General features: G+C 32.5%; 13 protein-coding genes and 2 riboswitches. All 13 genes read left to right on the forward strand.

Going from position 1 to position 11,586, the window contains the following annotated elements; translation table 11 throughout:
• Positions 1-16: 16 nt before the first annotated feature.
• The 13 genes from BMY86_RS01340 (at position 17) to BMY86_RS01400 (ending at position 11,295) form a co-directional block, all read left to right on the forward strand.
• Positions 17-523, forward strand: coding sequence for a bifunctional adenosylcobinamide kinase/adenosylcobinamide-phosphate guanylyltransferase (locus BMY86_RS01340; RefSeq protein WP_091464150.1), 507 nt, complete (start codon positions 17-19; stop codon positions 521-523).
• Positions 523-1,167, forward strand: coding sequence for a Dph6-related ATP pyrophosphatase (locus BMY86_RS01345; RefSeq protein ID WP_091464153.1), 645 nt, complete (start codon positions 523-525; stop codon positions 1,165-1,167). Before BMY86_RS01340 ends, BMY86_RS01345 begins: the two co-directional genes overlap by 1 nt.
• Positions 1,168-1,369: 202 nt before the next feature.
• A complete protein-coding gene (gene cobT, locus BMY86_RS01350) occupies positions 1,370-3,046 on the forward strand; it encodes a nicotinate-nucleotide--dimethylbenzimidazole phosphoribosyltransferase (RefSeq protein ID WP_091464157.1) in 1,677 nt (558 codons plus the stop codon).
• Between the two features lie 200 nt (positions 3,047-3,246).
• On the forward strand, positions 3,247-4,044 hold the full coding sequence (locus tag BMY86_RS01355; protein ID WP_091464165.1) for an adenosylcobinamide-GDP ribazoletransferase: 798 nt from the start codon (positions 3,247-3,249) through the stop codon (positions 4,042-4,044).
• Positions 4,029-4,550, forward strand: coding sequence for a histidine phosphatase family protein (locus BMY86_RS01360; RefSeq protein WP_091464169.1), 522 nt, complete (start codon positions 4,029-4,031; stop codon positions 4,548-4,550). The genes BMY86_RS01355 and BMY86_RS01360 overlap by 16 nt, the downstream gene beginning before the upstream one ends.
• 4 nt (positions 4,551-4,554) lie before the next feature.
• A riboswitch (TPP riboswitch) is annotated at positions 4,555-4,661 on the forward strand.
• 68 nt (positions 4,662-4,729) lie between these two features.
• Positions 4,730-4,936 (forward strand): sulfur carrier protein ThiS, encoded by a 207-nt coding sequence (gene thiS, locus BMY86_RS01365; RefSeq protein WP_091464173.1) that lies wholly within the window; start codon positions 4,730-4,732, stop codon positions 4,934-4,936.
• A gap of 17 nt (positions 4,937-4,953) precedes the next feature.
• Positions 4,954-6,774 carry a phosphomethylpyrimidine synthase ThiC gene (gene thiC / locus BMY86_RS01370; RefSeq protein WP_091464175.1) on the forward strand — a complete coding sequence of 607 codons (1,821 nt, stop codon included), beginning with the start codon at positions 4,954-4,956 and terminating at the stop codon, positions 6,772-6,774.
• Positions 6,774-7,361, forward strand: coding sequence for a thiamine phosphate synthase (locus BMY86_RS01375; protein ID WP_091464178.1), 588 nt, complete (start codon positions 6,774-6,776; stop codon positions 7,359-7,361). Before thiC ends, BMY86_RS01375 begins: the two co-directional genes overlap by 1 nt.
• Positions 7,334-8,089, forward strand: coding sequence for a hydroxymethylpyrimidine/phosphomethylpyrimidine kinase (locus tag BMY86_RS01380; RefSeq protein ID WP_091464181.1), 756 nt, complete (start codon positions 7,334-7,336; stop codon positions 8,087-8,089). Before BMY86_RS01375 ends, BMY86_RS01380 begins: the two co-directional genes overlap by 28 nt.
• Positions 8,082-8,705, forward strand: a complete 624-nt coding sequence (locus BMY86_RS01385) for a thiamine phosphate synthase (RefSeq protein ID WP_091464183.1) — start codon at positions 8,082-8,084, stop codon at positions 8,703-8,705. The genes BMY86_RS01380 and BMY86_RS01385 overlap by 8 nt, the downstream gene beginning before the upstream one ends.
• Positions 8,693-9,463 carry a thiazole synthase gene (locus tag BMY86_RS01390; protein ID WP_091464186.1) on the forward strand — a complete coding sequence of 257 codons (771 nt, stop codon included), beginning with the start codon at positions 8,693-8,695 and terminating at the stop codon, positions 9,461-9,463. Before BMY86_RS01385 ends, BMY86_RS01390 begins: the two co-directional genes overlap by 13 nt.
• Complete coding sequence (gene thiH / locus BMY86_RS01395; protein ID WP_091464189.1) at positions 9,463-10,581, forward strand: 2-iminoacetate synthase ThiH; 1,119 nt, start codon at positions 9,463-9,465, stop codon at positions 10,579-10,581. Before BMY86_RS01390 ends, thiH begins: the two co-directional genes overlap by 1 nt.
• A gap of 3 nt (positions 10,582-10,584) precedes the next feature.
• Positions 10,585-11,295, forward strand: a complete 711-nt coding sequence (locus tag BMY86_RS01400) for a HesA/MoeB/ThiF family protein (protein ID WP_091464192.1) — start codon at positions 10,585-10,587, stop codon at positions 11,293-11,295.
• 45 nt (positions 11,296-11,340) lie between these two features.
• A riboswitch (cobalamin riboswitch) is annotated at positions 11,341-11,541 on the forward strand.
• Positions 11,542-11,586: the final 45 nt, after the last annotated feature.

The raw sequence follows: 11,586 nt of genomic DNA on the forward strand, positions 1-11,586 counted from the left end.
TTGATATTTATAAATTATGATATATTTAGTAACAGGTGGTGAACGTTCAGGTAAAAGTAGTTATGCTCAAAATGTAGCATTAGAACTATCTCAAAACCCTATGTATGTAGCTACAGCCCGAAAATGGGATGGCGATTTTCAAAAGAGAATCGACAGACATCAAAGTGAAAGAGACGAAAATTGGACTAATGTTGAAGAAGAAAAAAACTTATCTGAAATTGATTTTAAAGGTAAAGTTGCTGTCGTAGATTGTGTAACTTTATGGTTAACGAACTTTTTTGTGGATACGAAAAACGATGTAGAACTTTGTTTAGAATTAGCAAAAGCTGAAATTGAAAAACTAGCTGAAATTGAAGATACAACCATTATAATCATCACTAATGAAATCGGAATGGGTGTGCATGCCGAAACGCACATTGGAAGAAAATTTGTGGAATTACAAGGCTGGGTGAATCAATTCATCGCAAAAAAAGCAGACAAAGTAACGTTTATGGTTTCAGGTTTACCAATGCAAGTGAAGTAATGAGAGTATTAAGTTCTTGGAGCGGTGGAAAAGACAGTTGTTTTGCGTTGATGAAAGCAACAGAACAAAGTTTAGTTCCAACAGTATTACTAAACATGATGAATGAAAATGGAAAAGTTTCTCGTTCACACGGAATTCCTTTTTCAATATTAGAACAACAAGCTCAACAAATTGGTGTACCTTTAGTAGCGGTTCCAGCAACATGGAATGATTACGAGAAGAATTATATTGCCATTTTACACGATATCAAAAAGCAATTTGAAATTGAAGGTGTCGTTTTTGGAGATATCGATTTAGAACCGCATCGCGAATGGGAAGAAAAAGTTTGTAACGCAACTGAATTAAAAGCTATTTTACCATTGTGGCAACAAGATAGAGTCGACTTAGTTTATGAGATGATTGATGCTGGAATTGAAACAATGATTGTTTCATGTAATTTAGAATTAGGAGAAGAATATCTAGGTAAAATCGTAACCAAAGAACTAGCCATTGAATTGCAAGAAAAAGGAATTGATCCCTGTGGAGAAAACGGCGAATTTCATACTTTAGTCATCAATTGTCCGTTATTCAAAGAAAAAATTACCTTGCCAAATTATCATAAACAAACGTATGAAAATTACTGTTTTATAGTTTGGGAAGAATAAATTTAGGTGAATTTTTAAAGAATAGATTATAATTTCTTTGCCACGAATTCACGAATATATTTTAAAATAAAAAATTAGTTCATCTTTGATGAACATTCGAATTAAATCGAAAATAAAAAAATAAAAAATTAGTGCATTAGCTACGCTGAATCTTCGATTTCGTGGCTAAAAAAAACTATCGAATTGCTATTAAATTTATAAAATGAAATCATTATACGATATAATTTCCGAGCGAAGAGATACCCGTCATTTTACTAATGATGTTGTTCCTGTTGAGGTTTTAGAAAAAGCTCTTGATGCCGGACACAAAGCTCCATCTGTAGGATTAACAGATGCCACTCGTTATTATATCATTGAATCATCTGACATCAAAAAACAAGTCAAAGAATTATTTACATCCTATCATAAAAAATCGGCGAATCAAACGGATTCTGCTGAGCAAAAAAAATCGTATTTAGAATTAAAATTGGAAGCGATTGAAGAAGCGCCAATCGGATTAGTAATTGCTTATGATCGTTCGGTTTTAGATAAATTTACAATTGGAACCGTAGGAAGTAATGAATCGGTAAAATTCAGTTCGGTTTGCGCGGCTCAAAATATTTGGTTGTCTTTAACCGAACAAGGTTATTCCATGGGTTGGGTTTCGATAATTAATTATAATCATTTTAAAAAATTGCTGAATTTACCCGATTATATCGAACCATTGGGTTATTTCTGTATCGGAAAACCAGCCACAGATTACGGTAAACAACCGATGTTACAACAATTAGATTGGAAACAGAAGTTAGACAAACCAATCGTAAAAAGAATTGAAAATTTCACGCCAGTAAATCATTTAGAGTTAGAAAACTTTGCGGTTTTGCATTCGGATTCATCGGAATTAAAAGATCAATTAATTGATAAGATTAATCAGAAAACCAAACCTTTAGGTTCATTAGGCGTTTTAGAGAAATTAGCCTTGCAAATTGGTTTAGTATTTCAAACGGATTCTCCAAAAATTGAAAAACCTACGATTGTTGTTTTTGCTGCCGATCACGGAATTGCGAATCACGGCGTAAGTGCTTATCCGCAAGAAGTCACCCGACAAATGGTGGAAACTTTCTTAAAAGGTGGTGCTGCGATTTCGGTTTTTTGCAAGCAAAATGCTATCGATTTAAAAATTGTGGATGCAGGTGTCAATTACGATTTTCCAACGAATGCTTCTATCATTAATAAAAAAGTGGCTAAAGGAACTCAGTCTTTTTTAACTACTTCGGCAATGAGTAGTGTCGAAATGAATTTGTGTTTTCAATATGGCGCTGAAGTGGTGAATGAAATTCATCAAAACGGAAGTAATTGCATCGGTTTCGGAGAAATGGGAATTGGAAATACATCAACTGCTTCGGTTTTAATGAGTGTGTTGACGAAGATTTCAATCGAAGAATGCGTAGGAAAAGGAACGGGTGTTTTGGATGAAAAATTGAAAAACAAAATTAATATTTTAGCGAAAGCGATTTCTAATTTTAATGGTGAAAGCAATTGGGAAGATTTAATTAGTCATTTTGGCGGATTTGAAATTTTACAAATGGCAGGCGGAATGTTGCAAGCGTATCAAAATAAGATGCTGATTTTAGTGGACGGATTTATTTCGACAGTTGCGTTTTTAATTGCTTATCAAAAGAATCCTTCAATAAAGCAAAATGCCATTTTTTCTCATTGTTCTGAAGAAAAAGCACATATCGATTTGCTAAATTATTTGCAAGTGGAACCCATCTTATCTTTAAATATGAGATTAGGCGAGGGAAGTGGTTGTGCAGTGGCATTTCCAATTATAAAATCTGCTGTAACTTTTTTGAATGAAATGGCAACTTTTGAAAGTGCTGGAGTGAGTAATAAATAAAGGATCAAGTTAAAAGTAAAAAGAACCAAGAATAAAAAGTCAAAAGGGATAAGTAATAAGTCAAAAGCTTAGCGAACCTTGCGAAAAACTTTGCGTTCTTTGTGGTTAAATAAAAAAAGTAAAAAGAGCCAAGTAAAATGAGTTGTGAAATTTTAATATAACTAGTTACTTTTGACTTTTCCCTTATCCCTAAAATTAACATGAAAAAACAACTCGATATATTTTTTACAGCTTTGATGTTTTACACAAGAATTCCTTGTCCGAAAAACATCACACACGATCCAACTTATTTAAATAAAGCTACTAGATATTTTCCTTTAATTGGCTGGATAGTTGGAGCAATTGGTGCAATAGTTTTTGTTGGAACATATAAGTTGTTTGATTCAGTTGAATTGTCAATTTTATTGAGTTTAGTAGCCAATATTTTAACAACAGGTGCTTTTCATGAAGATGGTTTTGCAGATGTTTGCGACGGATTTGGTGGTGGCTGGACCAAAGAGAAAATCTTAAAAATCATGAAAGATAGCGCTATTGGAGCGTATGGCGCGATAGGATTAGTCTTGTTGTTTGCGATTAAATTTTTTGCGATTAAAGAAGTTATCGATACCGATTGGAATGATACACTTATTTTTTTCGAATGTTTGATGACGTTCATTATGGTTCATGCTTTAAGCCGATTAACTGCAATATCGATTATTTTCACAACAGAATATGTTCGCGAAGATGAATTATCTAAAAGTAAACCCATCGCGAAACAAAATACTTGGAAAGAAATACTTGGTGCTATTATCTTTGGCTTAGCGCCTTTAACTTATTTGATTTTTTTAAGTTGGAAATTTGTTTTTCTCCTAATACCATTAATCATTTTACGATTTTTTGCCATTCGCTATTTTAAAAAATGGATTGGTGGTTATACGGGCGATTGCTTAGGTGCTGTACAACAATTGGCTGAGGTAATTATTTATTTATCAATAATTGCACTATGGAACTTTATTTAATTCGACATACGGAAACGGTTGTTCCAAAAGGTATTTGTTACGGTCAAGCCGATGTAGATATTAAAGAACCGTATTTAGATATTTTTGAAGACATAAAAAAACAACTTCCACATGATGCTATTGTGTATTCGAGTCCGTTACAACGTTGTAAAAAAATGGCTGAGTTTTTTTCCGATAACATCATTTTTGATAATCGCTTAAAAGAAATGAATTTCGGAAACTGGGAATTGAAAGCTTGGAATGATATTCCGCTAGAAGAAATCAATCCTTGGATGGATAATTTTGTAGAAGTTCGTGTGCCAAATGGGGAATCATTTGAAGATTTATATCAGCGCGTTGGCGAATTTTATTCGGAAATCCTTCAAAAAAATAATAATAAAGTAATCCTTTTTTGTCATGATGGCACCATACGAAGTGTCTTATCACTTTATCACAAAACCCAATTAAAAGATTCTTTTTCTTTATATAAAATACAATATGGGGAAATTGTAAAAATAATTTTATAAGTTTGCAATGCTTTAGGGGTGTCTACTCCCGAAACTTCGGGATAGGCTGAGATTTTACCCTCTGAACCTGATCTAGTTCATACTAGCGTAGGGAAAAGTAAATGACTTCTTTCTGAATAAGTATATTTATATACTTTCTTGAGTAGCCATTCCTAGAGCTTTATTTAAACTTTTAGGTAATGGAATTAAAAATCAACAATCAATTAAAACACTTCGAACAAGAAACTATTTCTGTTCAAGAACTTTTGGATTTAGAACGTCCAAATAAACAAAATGGTATTGCCATTGGTGTAAACGGATCTATTGTTTCTAAAACCAATTGGGAAAATACATTCCTATTTCCTTCAGACGATATTCTAATCATTACTGCAACTCAAGGCGGTTAAACAAATCTTTACACACTATGAAAGAAGAAACAATCTCAACTAATCCTTTTCCAAATTCAAAGAAAGTTTATATCGAAGGAGAAATTCATCCGATAAAAGTCGCCATGCGTGAAATTACTTTATCTGATACTAAATTGGCAAACGGTGGTGTAGAACATAATCCTCCAGTTACAGTTTATGATACTTCCGGACCATATACTGATGAAAATATTGAAATAGATGTTCGAAAAGGAATATCTAGAATTCGTGAACAATGGATTTTAGACAGAAATGATGTAGAAATTCTAGACGAAATTTCATCTGATTACGGAAAAGAACGTTTGTATAATGAAGAGTTAAATCATTTACGATTTAATTATCAGCACAAACCTAAACGCGCCAAAGAAGGTCAAAATGTAACACAGTTATACTACGCAAAACAAGGCATAATCACTCCAGAAATGGAATACATTGCCATTCGTGAAAACCAACGCATTGAGCAATTGGAAAACCAAACAAAAGCCATGCAATGTCAACATTCTGGCCATTGTTTTGGTGCGAATACACCGAAAAGTAAAATCACTCCTGAATTTGTTCGAAGTGAAGTCGCGTGTGGTAGAGCGGTAATTCCAAATAATATTAATCATCCTGAAAGTGAACCGATGATTATTGGTAGAAACTTTTTAGTGAAAATCAACGCCAATATCGGAAACAGCGCAGTGACTTCAAGTATCGATGAAGAAGTAGAAAAAGCAGTATGGGCTTGCCGTTGGGGAGCAGATACGATTATGGATTTATCAACGGGAAAAAATATTCATGAAACGCGTGAATGGATTATTCGTAATTCACCAGTACCAATTGGAACGGTGCCCATTTACCAAGCGTTGGAAAAAGTAAAAGGTGTAGCCGAAGATTTAACGTGGGAAATTTTCCGTGATACCTTAATTGAACAAGCAGAACAAGGTGTTTCGTATTTTACCATTCATGCTGGAGTACTTTTACGATACATTCATTTAACTGCGAATCGTGTAACCGGAATTGTTTCTCGTGGTGGTTCCATTATGGCGAAATGGTGTTTATATCATCATCAAGAGAATTTTTTATATACGCATTTTGATGAAATCTGCGAAATTCTAAAAAAATATGATGTTGCTTTTTCATTAGGTGATGGATTACGTCCAGGTTCTATCGCCGATGCGAATGATGCTGCGCAATTTGCCGAATTAGAAACATTAGGGGAATTAACAAAAATCGCTTGGAAACACGATGTTCAAGTCTTTATTGAAGGTCCAGGTCACGTGCCAATGCACATGATTAAGGAAAATATGGACAAACAATTGGAACATTGTGAGGAAGCGCCTTTTTATACATTAGGACCATTAACAACAGATATCGCGCCTGGTTACGATCATATTACTTCTGCTATAGGTGCAGCGATGATTGGTTGGTATGGTTGTGCGATGTTGTGTTATGTTACGCCAAAAGAACATTTGGGTTTACCGAACAAAAAAGATGTTAAAGATGGCGTAATCACCTATAAAATTGCAGCTCATGCAGCAGATTTGGCTAAAGGTCATCCAGGAGCTCAATATCGTGATAATGCGTTGAGTAAAGCGCGATTTGAATTCCGTTGGGAAGATCAATTTAATTTAGCATTAGATCCAGATACGGCAAGAGAATTTCATGATGAAACCTTACCTGCCGACGGAGCTAAAGTGGCGCATTTTTGTTCAATGTGTGGACCGAAATTTTGTTCGATGAAAATCTCTCAAGAAATAAGAGATTCGGCTGAAGCGGAAAAAGGAATGAAAGCCAAATCGGAAGAATTCGTTGAAAACGGTAAAGAAATTTATGTATAATGATTGTGATTTCTAGTCCAACTGCAATCATAAACGAAATTGAAATCATTCAAAATTTATTTCAAGAAGGTATGAATCTGTTTCATATTCGAAAACCTGATTATTCTGAAGAAGAAATGAAAAATTTTCTTTCCAATATTGATGACAAATTTTATTCAAAATTGGTTTTACATGAACAGCATCATTTGGCTCAAGAGTTTAAAATTAATAGAATTCATTTAAAAGAGAAAGAAAGAATTGAGGTTTCAGAAAATTTTCAAAAAACAATTTCATATTTATCTACTTCTGTACATAATATCAATGATTTTAATGAATTGCCTTCATGTTTTAATGCAACTTTTTTAAGTCCGGTTTTCGCATCAATTTCTAAAGATAATTATGGTAAAAACAGTAATATAATTGAATCAATTAAATGCAGAACCAATTTCAATACTGAATTAATTGCTCTTGGAGGTATCAAAGAAGATACAATCAAATTAGCTTTAGATTCAGGTTTTGATAATGTTGCTTTATTAGGAGCTATTTGGTTAGCAGAAAATCCCATTCAAAAATTTAAAAAATGTCAGAAAATCGTCCATTCGTATTAACCATAGCAGGATTTGATCCTTCAGCAGGAGCTGGAATATTAGCAGATATAAAAACGTTTGAACAATTAAAAACGTATGGAATTGCCATTCCTACAGCTTGCACCATTCAAACGGAACATAAGTTTATAAAATTAGATTGGGTTGCATTAGAAAAAATACTATTGCAAATAGAATTGTTCTTAGAAGAATATGAAGTAAAGGCCATAAAAATTGGAATCGTTTCTAGTTTATTTGATTTGAAATCAATTATTCAAAAAATTCGAAGTATAGATGCACATGTACCGATTATTTGGGATACTGTATTAAAATCAACTACAGATTTTTCATTTTTAGAAATTGAAAATCAAGATGATTTAGAAAGTATTTTAAAATCAATTCAATTAATTACTCCCAATCATGCTGAGGTTGTAAAGCTTATTCCTCAAGGTATTACAGTTGAAGAAAATTTAAATTATTTAAGAAATTTCACCTCTATTTTATGGAAAGGCGGACATAAAAACTATCACAAAGGAACAGATATTTTATTCACAAAAGATGATGAAATTTGGATAGAACCTTTATTAGAAAATTGCTCAGAAAAACATGGTTCAGGTTGTGTTTTGTCGTCTGCAATTACAGCTTATTTAAGCTTAGGTGAAAATTTAGAAGAAGCTTGTAAAAAGGCAAAATTATATACAGAAACACTATTAGAATCAAATACCTCAAAATTAGGTTATCATTATGTTTGAAAAAATTCAATATATATCACAGGGTAAATCACCTGAAGAGCAAATTGCCAATATTGCAAAAGCATTGGATGCTGGCTGTAAATGGATACAATTACGTTATAAAAACAAACCAATCGAAGAAGTACTTTCACTTGCTAAAATGGTTCAAAAAATATGTAAAGCCTATGAAGCAAAATTAATTATCAATGATCATGTTGAAGTTGCTCATCAAATTGATGCAGATGGCGTTCATTTAGGATTAAATGATATTTCAGTAAAAGAGGCACGTATTTTATTAAAGGAAAATAAAATTATAGGTGGAACAGCAAATACTTTAGAAGATGTATTGCAAAGAATTGATGAAAAATGTAATTACATCGGATTAGGACCGTTTCGTTTTACAATAACCAAAGAGAAATTAAGCCCGATTTTAGGATTAAAAGGTTATCAAAATATTTTATGTGAATTAAAAAACAGAAATATTGAAATTCCAATTTATGCAATTGGTGGAATTGAAGAAGATGATGTAGAAAAACTAGTAAAAACAGGTGTTTATGGAATTGCAGTATCTGGATTAATAACAAATCATAATCATCCAGAAATTTTATTTAAATCAAAAGAACTATGCAACAATTAAAAATAGGAGAAAAATCATTTAATTCCAGATTATTTTTAGGAACAGGTAAATTTGGTTCGAATGTAGAAATGGGCAAAGCAATCATTTCGTCAGAATCTGAATTAGTTACCGTCGCTTTAAAAAGAGTAGATTTAGAAACAGAAACGGATGCTATTTTATCTCATCTTCCCAATTATGTTAATTTATTACCCAATACTTCTGGAGCAAGAAATGCCAAAGAAGCTGTTTTTGCTGCACAATTAGCTAGAGAAGCGTTGGAAACAAATTTTTTAAAATTAGAAATTCATCCCGATCCAAGATATTTAATGCCCGATCCTATTGAGACATTGAAAGCGACAGAAGAATTAGCAAAATTAGGATTTGTAGTTTTGCCTTACATTCATGCAGATCCTGTATTGTGTAAATTATTAGAAAATGCGGGTACTGCTGCTGTAATGCCATTAGGTGCTCCAATTGGAAGTAATAAAGGTTTAAAAACTATCGATTTTTTAGAAATTATTATCGAACAAAGTAATGTTCCTGTAATTGTGGATGCGGGTTTAGGAGCTCCATCTGATGCAGCTAAAGCTATGGAACTAGGAGCGGACGCAGTTTTAGTGAATACTGCAATTGCTGTAGCTGGAAATCCGGTTTTAATGGCACAAGCATTTAAAGAAGCTGTTGTTGCAGGTAGAAAAGCTTTTAATGCAAAATTGGCTCAACCCAATAATAAAGCAAATGCCTCTAGTCCATTAACTTCCTTTTTATCTGAAATGTAATGAAATCTTTTGCTTCTGTTTTTGAACAATACAATTGGGATGACATTAATTCTAAAATTTACAATTCTACTACTCAAGATGTTGAAAATACCTTAAGTAAATCTAAAAAAACCTTAGATGATTTTTTGGTTTTACTTTCTCCAGCGGCACAACCATTTTTGGAGCAAATGGCACAAATGAGTCATCATTTAACAACCAAGCGATTTGGTAAAACCATTCAAATGTATGTTCCCATGTATTTGAGTAATGAATGTCAAAATATTTGTACGTATTGCGGATTTAGTTTCGACAATACAATGAAAAGAAAAACTTTAAATCTGAATGATATTGCTCAAGAAACAGAAGTAATAAAAAGTAAAGGTTTTGAACATGTCTTATTAGTTACTGGTGAAGCCAATTCTACCGTGAATATTCATTATTTTAAAAAGGTTTTAGCTCAATTGAATAATCAATTTTCTAATATTTCTATGGAAGTGCAACCATTATCCGAAGAAGAATATAGAGAATTGCATCAATGTGGAGTGCATTCAATTTTGGTCTATCAAGAAAGTTATCATAAAGAAACTTATAAAGAATATCATCCAAAAGGGAAAAAATCCAATTTCGATTATCGATTAGAAACACCTGATAGAATTGGGAAAGCCGGAATTCATAAAATTGGATTAGGAGTTTTGTTAGGTTTGGAAGATTGGAGAACAGAAAGCTTTTTTACGGCATTACACATCAATTATTTGCAGAAATCCTATTGGCAAAGTAAGTTTTCAGTTTCTTTTCCAAGATTACGTCCAGCTGAAGGAATTATTGAACCAAAATTTATTATGAATGATAAAGATTTAGTGCAACTGATTTGTGCGTATCGAATTTGGAATGAAGATTTAGAAATTTCAATTTCTACTCGTGAAAATGAAAAATTAAGAAATCATATTATTCCACTTGGAGTTACTAGTATGAGTGCCGAATCGAAAACAAATCCTGGCGGTTATGCTGTTGATATTGAATCGTTAGAGCAATTTGAAACTAGTGATGAAAGGAGCGCTGAAGAGATTTCAAAAATTATTAAAAATGCAGGTTACGAACCCGTTTGGAAAGATTGGGATAAAAGTTATATGATGGTTTAAATTATGTTAGAAATTCAAGATTATTTAAGGTATAGTAAGCATTTGTTGATGCCTGAAATTGGTGAAAAAGGTCAATTAGCTCTTAAAAATGCAAAGGTTTTAGTTATCGGTGCTGGCGGTTTAGGTTGTCCGATTTTACAATATTTAGTTGCAGCTGGAGTGGGTACAGTTGGAATTGTCGATAATGATACTATTGAATTGCATAATTTACATCGTCAAATTTTATATACTGAAAAGCATATTGGTCAATCGAAAGCTGTAACTGCAAAAACAATTTTAAATGAAATGAATCCTCATGTAACTATTCATGTTTTTGATGAAAAAGTAGCAAAAAATAATGTTATTGAAATTCTTTCCAATTTTGATTTTATAGTTGATGGATCAGATAATTTTACAACTCGTTATTTAGTTAATGATACTTGTGTAGCATTGCATAAATCACTTATCTATGGAAGTATTTTAAATTTTGAAGGTCAAATTTGTGTTTTTAACCATAATGGTTCTAAAAACTTACGTGACATTTTTCCGCAACCACCAAATCCTGAAGATGTTCCAAATTGTAGTTTCAATGGTGTATTGTCTTCATTGCCAGGCATTATTGGTACTTTGATGGCAAATGAAACCTTAAAATTGATTTTAGGATTACCAACATTATATAATGAAATATTGCTTGTAAATACTTTGAATTTAAACTTTACCAAATTGAAGTTTTGATTTGAGATTAATAATTAATGTTTTGATTTAACTAAATTATTCCTATTTTTGCATCCGAATTACGGTTGAATTTTGCATTTTTCGTAAAATTCATTAAAAGGGAATCAGGTTAAAAACCTGAGCTGTACCCGCAACTGTATGCTAATAAGGTTATTGTTACTACAAATCCACTGTTCCGATACATCGGAATGGGAAGGAAAACAATAATACGCAAGCCAGGAGACCTGCCTTAGTTCATAGTGTATCAAGCTTTCGGGAGAAAAAGTTTGGGTATGGGTAAATTCTATACTT

This window comes from Flavobacterium urocaniciphilum, assembly GCF_900110615.1.
Classification (GTDB): Bacteria; Bacteroidota; Bacteroidia; order Flavobacteriales; family Flavobacteriaceae; genus Flavobacterium; species Flavobacterium urocaniciphilum.